This is a genomic window from Providencia sp. PROV076 (assembly GCF_028483405.1).
GTDB lineage: Bacteria > Pseudomonadota > Gammaproteobacteria > Enterobacterales > Enterobacteriaceae > Providencia > Providencia huaxiensis.
In genome coordinates, this window is the sequence record NZ_JAMPRR010000024.1 from 64316 (window position 1) to 79406 (window position 15091).

16 protein-coding genes are annotated in these 15091 nt (G+C 47.6%); 9 read left to right on the forward strand and 7 right to left on the reverse strand.

Annotated elements, in window-relative coordinates; all coding sequences use genetic code 11:
• Positions 1 to 33 precede the first annotated feature (33 nt).
• The 6 genes from PSF67_RS15670 to PSF67_RS15695 all read left to right on the forward strand — a co-directional run bounded on the left by PSF67_RS15670 (position 34) and on the right by PSF67_RS15695 (position 4717).
• The gene (locus PSF67_RS15670) at positions 34 to 630 is read left to right on the forward strand and encodes a hypothetical protein (RefSeq protein WP_162762204.1); all 597 of its coding nucleotides are present in this window, start codon (positions 34 to 36) and stop codon (positions 628 to 630) included.
• Between the two features lie 4 nt (positions 631 to 634).
• A complete protein-coding gene (locus PSF67_RS15675) occupies positions 635 to 1072 on the forward strand; it encodes a hypothetical protein (protein ID WP_042847279.1) in 438 nt (145 codons plus the stop codon).
• A 20-nt stretch (positions 1073 to 1092) separates the two neighbouring features.
• Positions 1093 to 1464 (forward strand): hypothetical protein, encoded by a 372-nt coding sequence (locus tag PSF67_RS15680; protein ID WP_042847277.1) that lies wholly within the window; start codon positions 1093 to 1095, stop codon positions 1462 to 1464.
• Between the two features lie 9 nt (positions 1465 to 1473).
• Positions 1474 to 2544: a restriction endonuclease gene (locus tag PSF67_RS15685; protein WP_052219386.1), complete on the forward strand. Its 1071-nt coding sequence runs from the start codon at positions 1474 to 1476 to the stop codon at positions 2542 to 2544.
• A 287-nt stretch (positions 2545 to 2831) separates the two neighbouring features.
• A complete protein-coding gene (locus PSF67_RS15690) occupies positions 2832 to 3974 on the forward strand; it encodes a hypothetical protein (RefSeq protein ID WP_042847275.1) in 1143 nt (380 codons plus the stop codon).
• Between the two features lie 50 nt (positions 3975 to 4024).
• Positions 4025 to 4717, forward strand: a complete 693-nt coding sequence (locus PSF67_RS15695; protein WP_052219385.1) for a hypothetical protein — start codon at positions 4025 to 4027, stop codon at positions 4715 to 4717.
• A gap of 59 nt (positions 4718 to 4776) precedes the next feature.
• On the opposite strand, the gene PSF67_RS15700 is transcribed toward PSF67_RS15695, so the two are convergent.
• The gene (locus PSF67_RS15700) at positions 4777 to 5412 is read right to left on the reverse strand and encodes a phospholipase D family nuclease (RefSeq protein WP_080750914.1); all 636 of its coding nucleotides are present in this window, start codon (positions 5410 to 5412) and stop codon (positions 4777 to 4779) included.
• Positions 5413 to 5740: 328 nt separating this feature from the next.
• Here PSF67_RS15700 and traA point away from each other — a divergent pair, with 328 nt between their 5' ends.
• On the forward strand, positions 5741 to 6076 hold the full coding sequence (gene traA / locus PSF67_RS15705) for a TraA family conjugative transfer protein (protein ID WP_042847274.1): 336 nt from the start codon (positions 5741 to 5743) through the stop codon (positions 6074 to 6076).
• A gap of 65 nt (positions 6077 to 6141) precedes the next feature.
• Here traA and PSF67_RS15710 read toward each other — a convergent pair whose 3' ends face one another.
• From PSF67_RS15710 to PSF67_RS15720, 3 genes are all read right to left on the reverse strand, one after another.
• Positions 6142 to 7059, reverse strand: a complete 918-nt coding sequence (locus tag PSF67_RS15710; protein ID WP_042847272.1) for a LysR family transcriptional regulator — start codon at positions 7057 to 7059, stop codon at positions 6142 to 6144.
• A 122-nt stretch (positions 7060 to 7181) separates the two neighbouring features.
• The gene (locus tag PSF67_RS15715; protein WP_226617172.1) at positions 7182 to 7472 is read right to left on the reverse strand and encodes a DUF1294 domain-containing protein; all 291 of its coding nucleotides are present in this window, start codon (positions 7470 to 7472) and stop codon (positions 7182 to 7184) included.
• Positions 7469 to 7849: a hypothetical protein gene (locus PSF67_RS15720; protein WP_042847269.1), complete on the reverse strand. Its 381-nt coding sequence runs from the start codon at positions 7847 to 7849 to the stop codon at positions 7469 to 7471. Before PSF67_RS15720 ends, PSF67_RS15715 begins: the two co-directional genes overlap by 4 nt.
• Positions 7850 to 8057: 208 nt before the next feature.
• On the opposite strand from PSF67_RS15720, the gene PSF67_RS15725 reads away from it, so the two are divergent.
• The gene (locus tag PSF67_RS15725) at positions 8058 to 9533 is read left to right on the forward strand and encodes a 3'-5' exonuclease (RefSeq protein ID WP_042847267.1); all 1476 of its coding nucleotides are present in this window, start codon (positions 8058 to 8060) and stop codon (positions 9531 to 9533) included.
• 35 nt (positions 9534 to 9568) lie between these two features.
• On the opposite strand, the gene PSF67_RS15730 is transcribed toward PSF67_RS15725, so the two are convergent.
• The 3 genes from PSF67_RS15730 to PSF67_RS15740 all read right to left on the reverse strand — a co-directional run bounded on the left by PSF67_RS15730 (position 9569) and on the right by PSF67_RS15740 (position 12270).
• On the reverse strand, positions 9569 to 10576 hold the full coding sequence (locus PSF67_RS15730; RefSeq protein WP_052219384.1) for a hypothetical protein: 1008 nt from the start codon (positions 10574 to 10576) through the stop codon (positions 9569 to 9571).
• Positions 10577 to 10732: 156 nt separating this feature from the next.
• Positions 10733 to 11659 carry a thioredoxin domain-containing protein gene (locus tag PSF67_RS15735; RefSeq protein WP_052219383.1) on the reverse strand — a complete coding sequence of 309 codons (927 nt, stop codon included), beginning with the start codon at positions 11657 to 11659 and terminating at the stop codon, positions 10733 to 10735.
• A 35-nt stretch (positions 11660 to 11694) separates the two neighbouring features.
• The gene (locus PSF67_RS15740; protein ID WP_042847265.1) at positions 11695 to 12270 is read right to left on the reverse strand and encodes a hypothetical protein; all 576 of its coding nucleotides are present in this window, start codon (positions 12268 to 12270) and stop codon (positions 11695 to 11697) included.
• 147 nt (positions 12271 to 12417) lie between these two features.
• Between PSF67_RS15740 and mobH the strand changes: the two genes are divergently transcribed.
• Complete coding sequence (gene mobH / locus PSF67_RS15745; protein ID WP_191901256.1) at positions 12418 to 15078, forward strand: MobH family relaxase; 2661 nt, start codon at positions 12418 to 12420, stop codon at positions 15076 to 15078.
• Positions 15079 to 15091: the final 13 nt, after the last annotated feature.

Consider the following 15091-nt stretch of genomic DNA (forward strand, 5'->3'; position numbering starts at 1 on the left):
ATTGAAATCTTCTACCAGACAAAATCACCTGAAATGGTGGCTGAATTCGCTCGTGCCGTAGAAGCCTACAATGAGTGGAGAGCTCAGACTCTGGCTGTCTGTGAACGGCTTGGGTTCATCAACTTTTCAGGACCAGACTTCTGCGTACCTGAATATTTTTTCCGCTCACGTTATGAACACATCCAAAAAGTGACCGGCTTTAAGTTGGCCGGGGATGATTCCCTTTTGGCTGAGACTGATCACATTCCCTATGCCTTGCGTCATGACAACCCTGCTGGTGAGGCTGTCTCTCGTGAGCTAATGCAATTAGCTGTAAATGCTTTGACTGCGCTAGGTGTTGATTGTGCGCTATACGGTGAGCCTGGTGCAATGGGATATCAACGCGCTATCTGCATGATGCTGGGCATTAATCAGCGCGTCACGGCAGGGGCTGTCATTGGTTTTTCCCAAATATGGGCAATATCTGACGAGCAAGGAAACTTCTCTCTCGTTTGCTCCATTCCCGTGAATGCCCGTGAAGATACCATGACCTATGAACTACCGGATATGCCTGAAGGCTGGGAGGATATATCGGCTCAGCAGGTAATCCACTTATTCAATAACCACAATTCCATCGTCATGAAGGAGTAATGCAATGAAATATCTGTCAGTTTTGATGGTTCTAATCCTTGGGGGGTGCGCTAACGTCGGGCCGGGAAAGCCGATGCCTGTGACACCTCTGTCAGCCCCAGCGCAACAGAAAGCGCCGAGCAAAGAGGTGACGACGGATCCAGTGACGGAGCTGGATGCACTACAAGTCTTATTTAACGAAGGGCTCGCTGAGGATGCTCAGTATGAAAGCGCCCGATTTATTGAGGGGAGCAACCAAACCATGATTATCGCGTCTGTCCTAAATGTCCCCTGCCAAATGGTTTTTCGGTTTGTTGAAGCAACGAACGGGGATTTTTGGATCCCCAACCAAATCGCATGCGATAACCAGGATGCTATGGCTGGGTACGTGCCTGCGGCCGAAACTGGAGTGATTTCGTCAGCGGATCTGCCGATGATAAACTCGGCACATTCAAATGACTAAGCTACTTTGTTGAGGTTTATATGGTTTTGCGTGTGGTGAACTACGTTTTAATGTTAATGATAGCTGGTGTTTATGCCCTGGCTGTATATGCCAGTAAGAATGAGGCCGAGCTCTTCCACATTATCGGTGTTGGAAACATGGCTTTGTTCTGTGCCGCTGTATTTTTGCTGGCCCGCAAAGAAATTTACTACATCTGGGCAACGTATGTCTTATCACTAGTGGTTTACTATGCTGTCATTTCACCATACCTACCTCTCATCCCTGAAATTGTCGTTTACGGCACGCCATCCGTAGTGGGGTTGATTGCCGTTTACGACATCGTGATTCTAAATTCCAATGAGCTGTCGGTGAGGGCCAAGGCTCGCCGGGCTTGGCCTAAAAAACGAAAATAGGTGCAGTAAATGTCGAAAGGAAAGAAACGTCAGGTTACACCCGAAAAGGCAATGCGGATCCGCTTCTATGGTATGTCGGGCCTGATTATAGTGCTCAATACGATTTTTGCGGGGAGCTCGAAAATTCAGCTGATTTCCTTTCTGCTGACGTTGTCCATTTTCCTGTTTTTCACGTTCTCTGGGCGGGTTGTTGTCGGAACGTGGTTCAGAAAAGAAAATTGGCGCACTTTAAATGCCCCTCAGACCACATTGCTATTTCGTGTCTATATCGGGCTTCCAATCGCGGCAATCACGGTCCTTCTCTATGCTTATGGGTATCAAGGTGCCATCAGCCAGGCGATTGTCGATGTGTTGTTCCCGCCCGGTGAGAAGGTTGAAGACAAAATGGTCTCTGTCATGAACCTGCTCCATGCCAAACTACCGCTGCTAGTGGGTGCTTTCCTTTTCTATATCGGCTTGTGTTTCTTTGTTGGGACGGTCGTTAAATATCTTCAGTTATCGGCTTCAGGGCGTGCGCTTGGCAAGCTAAAAGGAGTCGTCAATGCACGTCAGGTCTTAGAGCGAATGACGTGGGATCAGTTCGAAAAAGTGGTTTGCAAGTTCTTCGAAACTAAAGGCTATCGCGCCCGTGTTACTCAGGCTGGCGCTGACGGTGGTGTGGATGTTGAGCTTCAGGGTTTCGGCCACCGGGAAATGGTGCAATGCAAACACTGGAAAACAAACCGTGTCGGTGTTGCTATTGTCCGCGAAATTTACGGTGTGGTGCTCGCAGACGGCTTTCACCGTGGATTCATTATTACGTCAGGCCTGTTTACCGATGAAGCATGGAAGTTCGCTCAACGCGAAAATGTGAAAGGAAAGGTTATTTTACTCGACGGTACACAACTGATCGAAATGATTAAAGGGAATGGAGAGTTAGAACAGAATCCCCCTAAGTCCCAAGCAACCACTCAATCCATTGATGCGAAAGAGCCGTTGTGCCCGGTATGCGGCGGAAAGATGGTTCTTCGAAAATCTGGCAAGTCAGCATTCTTTGGTTGCTCCCTATTCCCAGACTGTCGTGGTACCCGCGAACTGTAGTCGTTCACCTTTTCTTTCATGGAGCGCCGTTTAGTCGGCGTTCTTTTTTTATATCCACTCCATCTGAAAAGGGAAGCAAAACGCAGACCTTTTCGCCCTTCTGAATTTCGGCAGCGGAAGCAATGCCGTTATAATCACCAAGCAATCCAACCAGGCAGTGAGGGTAACACTGTTGGTCATGGGCTCCGTTCTGCGGGGTTTGTTAAATAGGCTGAACTGCGACGGGGTAAACATAACGAACGTTGCAGTGATCGGTAATGTGCATGAATGAATTTGAGGGGAAATAGATGACTGAGAAACGCGGCACTGGCGCTGAATACGGTCAGGAAATTTTGCGTGAACGCTCTGCGGAAGCGGACACGCCTGAACCAACGAAGAAAGTATCGAAGAAGACGGTGCTTTCCGTGATCGTAGCGGCCATTATCGCAGGGGGTGCGATGACGGCTGTTATTTTAACGAGCGATAAAACTCCGGCTGAGAAAGTCGAAGCTATGTCGGTTAATATCGGTAACGACGGTGTTGCGCTGACTGATAAAGTCAAAGAGGACATTGAGAACAGCGGCACTCAAGCTCATGAGTCTGAACTGACTAATGCCGAAGCCGTAACAACTGATAGCAAAAACGAGCCGCAAACGCCCGCGTTGGAAATTGCCGAACTGAAGAAGAACAGTTTGCCTGAAACTAAAACTCCGGTTGAAGCCGAAGTGGTTGAGCCTGTTATGCCTACGGCAGAAATCCTTCCGGCTGAAGATGTCGTTAAGGCAGAGCAATCTGCTCCAATTGCGGCCAGCAATGAGCGGGAGTATGACCCGGCCAAGTTTGGGATCGCTGAGGAAAATTCACCTGAAGCCGACGTTTCCCCTTCACTGGGCGGTGACGTAAAAGCGGCCCCAGTGGCTGAAGAGCAAGCGAAGGCTGAACTGCCAGCGCCTGAGCCAGTACCAACTCCTGTACCAACTCAGGCGGCTGAGCCTGCACCAGCAGGCTCACCAGAACCTATCCGACCGGAGCGCGTTGAGCTCCCCGCTACTAATCAGTTCGCTCAACCTATGACGATGACGGGTTCGGATCTGAACTACACAGGTTCGGCGTTGAAAGTTGAGTATAAAGCTCAACAACAGGATACCGTTTATCTCTACAGCACGTTTGCTGCCAAAATCTTCCTGCTACCAACGGATAAGGGTGAGAACATAAGTGCCTACCTGTCAGACGAGAAAGGTTGGCAACTGAAATTGCTGCCTGGCGGTATTCTCCGTGTCCAGCGCAGTGAAAATAAGGCCTCCTGGTCGCAAGCAACGGATCTGTTTATCGTTGCAGGCAAGCGAACCTATTCACTGATTCTCCAAGGTGTTGGTGAGCCGGGCCAGCGGACTGACTCCCTTCGTTACATTTCGGCGGAGCCTGAACAAAAGCCGAAATCAAAAAAGTAAGATCAATGGGACAGGCGTATCCTTGATACGCCTTTTTTATCGGAGTAAATATGATAAGCCCTCTTATTGATGGAATCCGTCTCATTGCGACAAGCTACTGTATCAGCATTCCTCACGCCGAATGGACACCACAACATTCATACCTAGTTTGTCGTGCGCTTCTTCAGCGGGGTGTTTTCGGTGGTAAGGCAATGTTGGGAACTCGGCTAACGCGACATAAAGAGGCGGTTAACGATGGTGATCACGGCGTTTTTTCAATATCTCATACGCAGTATGGCTGGTTAGTCCTGGAGGATGGCACCATTCTTGACCCGGTTGGTTGCCTGCAAAATACCGATGACAGTGGTGAGCCACAGTACCGTATTGAGTATGATTCGGCCTGCTATATTGACGGCATCGACCCTATGACCTGCGATCGAAGTGAGTTACCAAAGCACTTCAGTGAAGATGAAATTTATCGAGTTAAGCGCGGCGTAATGCGTGAGATTTGTTCCCGCGCGCTGGGCTATACGTTGCAGGTTGAAGGCTTAACAATGGCAGAGGTGGTGTTTCTTCTGAATCAGCCGCTAAGTGTGTTTGGTGGGCACTCCCGCATGCTCTATGAGCACTTTATGGGGTTGGGTCTGAGTCGTGTGATGCCTATTTCCAAGGTGAATGTCATCAACCCTACCCTGGCGAAAAAGCTATGGGAGGTGTTCTTTGTCGATACTAACGAGAGCGAGCTCACCGCCATTTTGCGTTGAACAAAAAAACCACTCGATATATAGAGTGGTTTTCAGTTCGCTAACTTGACACTTCCAACTTAATAGCTCATCTCCGGCTCGGTCCCGCCTGCCCAACGGCGTTCCCAATGCTCCAGATAAACCTCAGCCACTTCTGGTAAATTATACAACACGATCGCATTTTCACTGTTTCGCTTATTCGCACTATCGCTGTAGTTGAAAGATCCAGTTTCCACCGTTTGCCGGTCAACCACGATGAACTTGTCGTGCATGATGGCATATCGCCCGTTGGTTCGGATTGGGATCTTAGCCAGTCTTACCGTATTCATCGCTGATATAGAGTGCTTGCTCTTATTGCCTTTCTCATCCACCACAATCTTGACATCAATACCACGCTTCTTTGCTGCCACCAGCTCTTTCACGATATCTCTCGATGTAAAGGAATATGCGGCCAGGCGGAGCTCTGACTTTGCCGAGCGGATAGCATTGATGATCGCCTTCTGGGCTGACCCTTCTGGCGAGAAGCCAATTACGATTTGCGTTTGGTGGTTTATCTGCGCGCCTTTCTGTGCGCGTGGAGGGATTTGTTCGCTTTGTTCTTGGCTACTACCCAGACCGTTAAGCAGATCGTCAAATTTAAACGCGAATGCGTTTTGGGCTGATAACGAGAGAGTGAAAGCCAAGGAACTGACCAAAAGCTTTTTCTTGAGATCCATGAGTCACCATTTTAGAAGTTTGTAATTGCACTAACCATTACAACACAGGGAAAACAAGCAACAAAACGTTTAGCCATGCGATTTGTTCACCTTTTTTCTACATGCAGAAAACTCAATAAATCAGATTTTTATCCATTACATCTAACCATTTCCCTTTTTGCATCAAAAAGTCACCTTATTTCTCATGTTTCAAGGTATTTCTGTCAGGCTTTTTTAATGAATCAGGTATTCGGTATCTGTATATTTATCTGCGTTCCCTGCTGAAACCCGTTAAATAGTCAGGTGAACATCCAAAAACTGAAATTTAACTCAAGAAAGGATGTTAACGATGAAAACTATCTCCGCCCGTAACCTGAAATCTGTTCTGGCTGCTTCCGCTGTTCTGGCTCTGGGCGTGACCGCCGTTTACGCGAAAGGTACCGAGCAAACTGGTTTTAGCGAAGTGTGGGCCACAATCACTTCCTACATGCAGGGTTCTCTGGGCCGCGTGCTGGTGGGTCTGATCGTCATCGTCGGCGTTGCTGCTGCGGTTGTTCGCCAGTCCCTGATGACCTTCGCGGTCGCTGTTGGTGCGGCCATCGGCCTGTACTACGCGCCGGATATCATCAACGGCATGATGACTTCCACCAGCGCCGTAACGACCGCCCTGCCAGCTGGCATCTAATTCAGCGGCTACGGCCAGCATCAAGAAAACCCGACTTCGGTCGGGTTTTTGCTTTGTAGCGCAAATTACAGCGAGCTTTGTAGGTCTGCGACAAATGGCTTAATATCACGTTCAAACACTTCAGAAATGACTTCTGATACTGCTTTTACCCTAGCGAGTTCAGCGGCATCTTTATGTACGACTTTCCACACTTCATATTTTTTCTTTCTGGCCTTATCCGGCCATATTCGAATTAACTCAGGATACCGTTGCTCTTGGTAGCATGGCAGTTCCCCTAAAGCCATTCCCGAACGCACAAAGGTTGTGAGTAAGAAGCTTGATGTCAGCCTGGCTACAACCCGCGCATCTCGGCGAGATTCACCTACCATCGTATCAGGTACAGGGCTGCTGAATTTATTGTCGTATAAAGCGATATCATGGTTAGCAAGGTGCTGGCCGAGTTCTGGTGGGCCAAACTTATCAAGGTATGTCTGGGTTGCGTATAGGCCGACATCCCAGCTCCCTAGCCTTTTAGCAATTAGATCTGGTGCCGCAGGTCTTTGGATTCGCACGGCAATTTCAGCTTCACCACGCGACATATCTGCCATCTGTGCGCCAAGTTTCATGGTGACATTAATATTGGGGTAGCGATCTCTCAATATCTTAACTGCTGACATTAGGAATTCGACTGCAAGCCTGTCTGTAGTAGCTATTGATACGTCACCGGAGAATTCACCATTAGATCCTTCACTCAAGCGCAGAAAGGAAACAGAGTTACGCTCCATTTCCTGGGCGATACCTAACACTCTTTCTGCCACTTCAGTAGGAACTAATCCATCTGGCGTGCGGTAAAACAGTTTAGCACCGAGTTGTTTTTCTAAATTTGTTAGCCTTCGACTTACCGTGGTCTGATCCATCGACAAACGAATCGATGCCCCCCTCAAGGAATTGGTTCGAAAAGCAGCAAGGAAAACTTTGACGTCGTCCCATCCCGATAAATACATGCATCCTCCCCATGCAAAATTGCAGCCTAGGATTGTATTTTTGCAATTTACTTTTTTGAAGTAAACAAAAAGGGAGGCGCATTAAAAATGCAACCTCCCTTTTTGGTCTGAAATGCTGGTGATTAGATAATTTGACCAACCCACAAAAAATACCACAAAGAAGCATAGCCAAGCACCCAGGCCCCTACTAAAGCACGAAATCGGCGCTGATATGCACTACGTGTTTTATGCTTGAACATCTGCTGGGCGATGATGCAACCCGGCCAACCACCGAGAAAGGCCAGCGCATCAAGCGTTAATTCCTCTACTCGCGGGCCTCTCTCGATAGCCTGTTGCTTGTCCTTACGATACACGTAAATCGAAATGAGGCTCCAGGCAATCATCCACAGCACCGAGTATGCGTAAAACATCATTTATTCCTCTCATCAATATTCGTGGAGAGATAATCCCGAAGGTTTGTCATCGCAAGCGTAGTGCGATCTTCCACTTCCTCAGCTGTATCAAAGAACTTCGCCAGTTTACGATTGGCCTTTCTTAGTGCTTTTGTTGCTATATCCTGCTGCACCAGAAACGCCTCACTGCGCTGCTCATCCAGACTTTGAATGGTTAGTTCGTTTAACTGCATTGTGGCATCCTGCACGGCCTTTTGCAGTTGCTTTTTCTTTTGTGCCTGCCGGTCAGACTCACGAAGGGCGCGCGTGCTCTTCATATACAGCGTGCGTAACGTTTTAACAAGGCTATCTGGGCTAATGGGCTCGCTATTTAAGGGTTCTTCATCGGGATTCTTCATGCACTTATGGCCTGTTGTTGTGGGGATTTCTAAACCGGTAACCACTACCGAGTTTTACGATAATACCTCCCCAAATTTATCGTCTCTATGAGACACCGAATGAATCCACTAGTCAGCCTTTTTTGTCCCCGATCCGCTCTCCTTTTTTGTGCCAACTCGGTTGTATAAATCGTACCATTTATGTCCATTTCAACCGACAGGAAGGCTCATGGCAGCAACTGACGAGCAACAGAGGATTATCGACTACAAGGCTGAGCCCGGATCGATGGTTTGCGTGCAGGCCTATGCAGGCTCGGGCAAAACATTCACACTAAAGGTCTATGCCGACACGCATAAAGACAAGAAGATGCTTTACTTGGTCTTCAATAAGTCTATCCGTGAAGAGGCGGAGAAAAAATTCCCTAAAAACGTGGAGTGCAAAACCTCTCATGCGCTGGCCGCTGCACGCTTTAAGCATTATCGCCATAAAACAAAGTTGAATATTCAGGTTAAAGAGTACCGCGATCTGATGGAGGAAGAGGATTGGCGCGTGGTCAAACTGGCTATCAATGGCCTTTCACACTTTATGAACTCAGCTGACTATGAAATTAACACGACCCACGTATTAAAAGATCTCGGCAACATTGACAAAATCCCACCTTCACGCGTGGATTCGGCATTGCGCGCAGCGCGTCGGATCTGGAAGCAACAAATCGATCAGGAATCTGACGTGCCTTGCACGAATAACACGTTACTGAAGCTTTATCAGATGTCTAACCCTGCATTGGATTCGGTCTATGACATTATCCTGTTCGATGAAGCTCAGGACGCCAACCCCGTGACACTCGATATTGTGCTCAATAACAAGTGTGCGAAGTTATTTGTCGGCGATAAGCATCAAATGATTAACCGCTGGCGTGGTGCAGAGAATGCGCTGGACGTTGTTGAAGAAAAAGGCGCGTCAGTCCTCAGGCTGACAAAGTCTTTCCGCTTTGGCCCAATGGTTGCAGCTCTTGCCAATGTGGTCTTATCCATGATTGGCGAAACCCACCCACTTGTAGGGTTGGGTAAGCTGGATGAAGTTTGTCAGCCTCATGAAATCGCCGAACATGGCTTCCATGCTGTTATCTCACGAACGTACATGGGAGTCATTTCTTCTGCCTATGAGGCTATCCTGATGGGGAAGCGTGTCATGTGGAATGGTGGTATCGGTAAGTACAATCTGGGGGAGTTGCTTGATCTTCACGCCATGAAAACAAGTAACTATGAAGCTATTAAAAACCCTCGGGTGCTGACAGATTACGGTAACTGGGCCAACTTCCAGGAGATTGCCGAAACGACCAAAGACACGAACATGATGCGGGCTATCAGGTTGATGGAAAACTACGTTGATATCCCCGGCATGGTCGATACGATGCGCCTGAATGAGGCTCGTACCCACAAAGATGCTGATCTTATTATCACCACGGCTCACACATCCAAGGGCATGGAATGGGATAACGTTATCCTCAATGATGATTACCCAAGCATTATTGAAGCTTTGATGATGAAGAAATCGAAACAAAGCATTATTGATGAGATGAACCTGCTTTATGTCGCGATTACCCGCACACAGAGCCGCATCAACATTAATGGCTCAATGATGGAGCTGCTGGAACAATATAACCATAGGCGAGAACGAAACGAATCCATCATTATCGTGTAAAGAAAAGGCCCGTAATGGGCCTTTATTCAATAAGACTAAGGTCTTGATCGGATGATATCTTTTCTGCCTTCACTATTGGTTTTATTAATATCTATCTCTGGGAATTTATTTTTTAAATTCTCTATTAAAGAAGCCAATTCCATTTGCAATGACATTGAAAGCGAGCCAATAACATCCCAAGCCATCTGAGCATCGCTGCTTTCGTACCTTTTTCTCCCTGGAAATATATAATCAAGTCCATTCTGGTGATGATCATAAAAAAACTGACCAGCTTCAACTAATTGACTCCAGTTTTCATAAATATTGTTCAGTATTTTGAAAGTTGTAGTGTCATACAAATAAAATGCACTTGACTTGAATATCGCTCTAAATGATTCCCAGCAGGTTGAGCCATCAAAATACATTATGTTAGGCAATGCCTCAAAATAATAATCAAGTATATTTGTATCGAGATAATTCATTAAACCGGTCAGGGTATTAATATCACTCTGGCGCTTGATTTTTTCTGTTATGGCTGGGTCAGATTCATTAGGGTATGCAGGGTTATTAGAGGTGATCAATTCAATGGCGAATATAAGTAACTTTTCTAGGTTTTTCTTTCCGTCATCTCTATTCGAATTATATAGTGAAACCCTCTGCTTATTGATGTCAAATGGTAGGTCTTTGGGGCCATGCCCTTCGCTACTATTCAACAAAGTAATTATTCGCCCCCAACCTATTTTTGCAACTGCAAAACCCAGTTCAAACATAACGTTAGGATTTGGAAATTCATTTTTAGGTGTCCCATTTTGAGGTATCACTGTCACATCGCTAATCACGATTTGTGATGCCGATATTTTAGCCAATATAGTTGCTAAAATGTCAGGACTTCCTGATGAGTAATCCGTGGCTTGATCCCATTCATATATGAATGTTGATTGTTTTTCATTCAGATGCGTCACTGCTTTTGTTAAAGCATCACGAATATAGAACCTATTTTTGCGTTCGTCATAGCTTGATTGCCAAGAATAGAAAATCTTGACTTTTTCCTTTTCGCCTTCCATTCATTCCACTTATAATTAATGTTTTAATGACTAATTATATCAACATTTAAGACGATTTGAGACGGAAGATTTTAATAACCTTTAGAATAAATCAATGGCTTTTCTGGGATACTCAATGAACATTAAAAAATGCCCGGCGAAACCGGGCATCAACATTTATTTTTTGGCCTGTGCCGGTGCGGGAGCTTTCTCTAAACCACCTTTCACCATTCGCTCAATGACGTCAACGAAGCCTGCGAATGGTCTCGCGCCGACAATGCTTTCACGTTCACCGGTTTTGTTGTCGATCACGATGGTAGTTGGCGTCCCGTTTACGCCGTCTTTGGTACCGGCATCCATATCACGCTTGATGCGCTGGATGATTTTCGGATCCTGCATACAGGTGTCAAACGCTGCTTTATCCAGCTCAAACAATGCAGGGATGCCTGCGCTGTCTTCAAAGCCTTTGCCATTGCCCTGCGTGTGCTCAAACCAGTAGTTGGTCGCACCCCAGAAGCCTTTCGGTCCTTTTTGCTCTGCCACGCACTCTGCTGTCATTGCCGCTTTGGTTGCCATTGGCTCATGAAAAGCCAGGTTGAAGTGACGCCATTCCCAGTTCACCGCGCCATTATTGGCCGTATCGACCAGATATTTCGGCGTCTTATGGAACTGCTTACAGAACGGACATTCCAGGTCTTCATAATTCACCAGCGTGAATCGTGCGTCCGGATTACCGTAGATGTAGCGCCCGTCTTTGTTGACACTGACCTGTTCCCAGCCTTTGTATAGTTCAGCGCGTTTCTCTGCCAGCTTATCTTCCTCCAAACCGGCTAACGCAGCTTGTACCGCCGACTTAACATCACCGTTAGCACCAACGCCACCACCACCGGATTTAGCCAACTGCGCAAAGTGCCCCTCAACACTTGCGGATATGCTTTTGCTAAAGTTTTCGACTTCAACCACCTGCGATTGAAGCGCGTTAAGTTTGGTCTTGATGGCGCTCGTTTGCACGGCAGTGTAAAGACTTGCGCCCATTGACACAGCAATCATCACGCCAATTGCAATTGGCCCAACGACTTGAATTTTATTGACTTGCTTGGACATTATTTTCTTACCCCACTTAAGAATTAATTAGTCACTTAAAATTTGGTGAACTGGTTATCGACATACATCTTGAGTCGATACTGACGCAGTTCTTCCGGTTCGCCACGGGTCAGCACGTCAATTTCATGCTGGCTCAGACGGTAACCTGGTGTAGAGCAATAACGCTCTTTAATTTGCAGGTACTCGCCACGTTTGGCAGTTTGCTTATTGTTCGGCAGCATGAACGAATTTTCATCGCAGAACCTGGGTGACTGAGTAAATGTCCCGCGCGGGCCGTTAGCATAGGCACTGCTGGATACACTGGTCAGTAAAATCTGGGTGTCCAGATCGTGTGCAACATACCGCTTACCCGTTTGGTCATGAACGGCATATGGGCTCACAAGCGTATGCTCATAGCCTGGGTGGCGCAGTGCAGCACCGCCACGTTCAGTGCTGTAGTAAGACTCTGAAAACTCATAGCCTTCAGGGTAAGTCGCCTTGACCACCGTCACCTGCGTTTCATCAACATAGGTGCGTTCAGGGGCCTTTGGTTCATCCGCTGCACACCCGGTCAAGGTGGCTATGACTAAGGTTGCCAACAATGGCAATGCGAAACGTTTACGGGTTTTCATCACTTCTTCTCCGGTTAGAAAGCACAGACATTATCCTTTTTTTTAAAATTGCCAGTTACCGTTTTAGCCGACAAAACGATGGCCTTTTCGTTCCTGCACACCCCCAGTCATGGGTTATCGTACTTGCACTACAACGGAGAGCTTTAAATGCTGAAGATCATCAAAACGCTGTTTGGCAAAAAAAATGAGGAACAGAGCGAGATTAACATCCCCCTGGAGACCCTCGAAGAAATCGACTCTATGCGCGACGGTGTGGATTCAATGGTTGTACGGGGTGACATTTTGCGCTACCCGCCTGCCGAAATTGGTTTTCCAGCACTGATACCGGGAAGCTACATTCTGCGTGAAAAGCAGACCGATATGATCCAGGCCATTAAACGCGAACTGAATATCCGAGATAGCGAATTTGAGCAGCTGATGATGCCGATGCTTGATAGCTTTGCGAACTTCGTGCAGCTGTTCCCTGCATCGGAACACCACCACCACCGAGCGCAGAGTGGACTGATGCGCCATTCTCTTGAAGTATGTTTCCAGAGCATCCGTAAAGCCAAAAACATTGAATTCGATTCGATGGAAATGCCCGTGGTGAAATCCAGCCGCATGTTGGCCTGGCGTCTTGCGATTGCGACAGCGGGCCTTCTGCATGACATTGGCAAGCCGTTTACCGATTACGAAGTCTGGGACAAATCCGGCACCTATCACTGGCCTCCGGGGCGCACCCCGATCCATGAATGGGCAAAAGCCAATAAAATTGAACGTTACTTCCTCGTTTGGAAGAGCTCGCGCCACCAGCAGCACCACTCCAGCACCACCGCCATGATGATGATGATCATGCCGCAAATCCTGCATGAGTTCCTGCTGAGCGAAGGCAACGACATCTATAACGAGCTGACTCGGGCAATGGCCGTGAGTACCGTTCGCCTGGATGCCACTGAAGAAAACGCCCCTGAAATGAAAAACAAGATCCTTAAAATTGTGAAGGAATCTGACGTTATTTCTGTCCGCCACGACCTGCAACGCTACGGCGGTGATGCGGTACGTGCAACGCAATCGGGTGTGCCTGCGGTCCAACGCATCGTAGATGCCATGCGCCACCTACTTAAGAAAGGAGTGTGGCAACCCAACAAACCCGGCAACCCGATTTGGGTCACCACCTATGGCGTGTTTATCGTTTGGGGTACTGCGGTCAAAGACATCACCAACACCGTGAAGAAGTCCGGTGCAGTGATCCCGCAGTCGGCCAACAGTCTGGCTGATCTGATGATGAGCTACAAATTGTGCATTCCGAACGTAAATAAAAACGAAGATACCGCATATTGGCGAATTGCCCCACACATCATGAATGACCGCGATTCGCGTAACAGTAAAGAGCCGAAAGTAGCGCTGAGTTGCCTGCGTCTAATCTCTCCGGACGTTCTGTTTGTGGACACAATGGAGCCGCTGCCTATTTCCTCCCGTATCCGAATTGAGAGCGAATGGCGTGAATTCCAGACCAGTAAAGGGAAAAACATCCCTGTGCTGAAAGAAAGTCGTCCTTTCGTGGGGAATAAAGAGCCGCGTGAAAACAGCATTCCGGCTGACGTCGATCCTGAAATCCTGAAAGGTGGCACTCTGCTGCCGGATGAGAATGACAATCCGCTGGATAATATGTTTGGAGCCTCGAATCCGGTGACCTCTGATAACGCCCACGAGCTACTGCATCACTTGAATCTTCTGTCTGATGCTGACTACGAAAAAGTGAATGCCCGTCAGGACGCGAAAGCCAAAGCACAAGCGGAATTGGCTAATCAAAAACCAGGGGTAGCATTCCAGACTCCAATTGAACAAAGTCAGCCTGTTAAAACCTCTTCGCCCGAAGCAAAAATAGCCAAAGTTGGGCCACAACAACGGAGCCTGAAAGACGTTTTGAGCAAGCAAGATACCTCTGCCGAAATGCCCCCTCCAATCATGTCGGAGCCAGAGCATTATCAGGAGCCAGAGTTTGACCGTGAAACCTTATCTTTGTGGGAGACTCTCAAAAACCACGCTGTCGCTGATGGGTATCAAAATGACGAACAGAATCTGGTTGAGAAAAAACCGGCTATCGACCCTATGTCTGATGCAAGAGCAAAAATCCAACGCGTACAGGACGAAGTGGACAATGGGAATTTTACGCCAGTGACCCCGGAAAATGATTTTGGCTACAACAAGAATAACGAGGTGGCATTTGGTACCGAACAACTGACTGCACTGCACCAAGACCAAAGCCCATTGTTCCGCAATGCCTCAGATCTTGCCAAGGACAAACTCGCGTCCTACGTGGCCGCGAATCAGTCTGCCCTTTTCCATGAAAGCGGCCACTGCTGCATCATCCTGGAGAACGGGGTTGAGGACTCACTCTTCGAACCGATGCGGGATGCAGATTGGATCTGGTATCCGTTTATGGAGGCTCCTTGCGAGTATTACACCCATCGTTCGCAAATGTGTTTCTACTTGCGTAAAGAGCTCAATACTGACATCGACCAGCTTTCAGGTCACCGTTATCGTGCCAGCCTAAGTCCGTTTGACCTGACCGACATCAGTGTGGATATGACCGAAGTCTATCGCGCCATTGCCACCAAAGGGGCAAATAAAACTGCGTTCAATGGCGACCCAGTGATCGCCTTGTCCTCGCTGCAAAAACGCCGTATTGCACAAGATCTGAACATCAACGCAAATCAGTTCCAACAGGTACTGATCGATAATTTCGACTACGTGACCCGTACTGGTGTCGATTACATCCTCGTTAACAGCAATATTCAAAATTTCATGGTGAATGATAATGAGTGAGTGGAGTTATAAC

Coding starts and splice junctions, on each gene's coding strand:
- PSF67_RS15670 (WP_162762204.1), top strand. CDS start 34: ATGGTGGCTGAATTCGCTCGTGCCGTAGAAGCCTACAATGAGTGGAGA.
- PSF67_RS15675 (WP_042847279.1), top strand. CDS start 635: ATGAAATATCTGTCAGTTTTGATGGTTCTAATCCTTGGGGGGTGCGCT.
- PSF67_RS15680 (WP_042847277.1), top strand. CDS start 1,093: ATGGTTTTGCGTGTGGTGAACTACGTTTTAATGTTAATGATAGCTGGT.
- PSF67_RS15685 (WP_052219386.1), top strand. CDS start 1,474: ATGTCGAAAGGAAAGAAACGTCAGGTTACACCCGAAAAGGCAATGCGG.
- PSF67_RS15690 (WP_042847275.1), top strand. CDS start 2,832: ATGACTGAGAAACGCGGCACTGGCGCTGAATACGGTCAGGAAATTTTG.
- PSF67_RS15695 (WP_052219385.1), top strand. CDS start 4,025: ATGATAAGCCCTCTTATTGATGGAATCCGTCTCATTGCGACAAGCTAC.
- PSF67_RS15700 (WP_080750914.1), bottom strand. CDS start 5,412: ATGGATCTCAAGAAAAAGCTTTTGGTCAGTTCCTTGGCTTTCACTCTC.
- traA (WP_042847274.1), top strand. CDS start 5,741: ATGAAAACTATCTCCGCCCGTAACCTGAAATCTGTTCTGGCTGCTTCC.
- PSF67_RS15710 (WP_042847272.1), bottom strand. CDS start 7,059: ATGTATTTATCGGGATGGGACGACGTCAAAGTTTTCCTTGCTGCTTTT.
- PSF67_RS15715 (WP_226617172.1), bottom strand. CDS start 7,472: ATGATGTTTTACGCATACTCGGTGCTGTGGATGATTGCCTGGAGCCTC.
- PSF67_RS15720 (WP_042847269.1), bottom strand. CDS start 7,849: ATGAAGAATCCCGATGAAGAACCCTTAAATAGCGAGCCCATTAGCCCA.
- PSF67_RS15725 (WP_042847267.1), top strand. CDS start 8,058: ATGGCAGCAACTGACGAGCAACAGAGGATTATCGACTACAAGGCTGAG.
- PSF67_RS15730 (WP_052219384.1), bottom strand. CDS start 10,576: ATGGAAGGCGAAAAGGAAAAAGTCAAGATTTTCTATTCTTGGCAATCA.
- PSF67_RS15735 (WP_052219383.1), bottom strand. CDS start 11,659: ATGTCCAAGCAAGTCAATAAAATTCAAGTCGTTGGGCCAATTGCAATT.
- PSF67_RS15740 (WP_042847265.1), bottom strand. CDS start 12,270: ATGAAAACCCGTAAACGTTTCGCATTGCCATTGTTGGCAACCTTAGTC.
- mobH (WP_191901256.1), top strand. CDS start 12,418: ATGCTGAAGATCATCAAAACGCTGTTTGGCAAAAAAAATGAGGAACAG.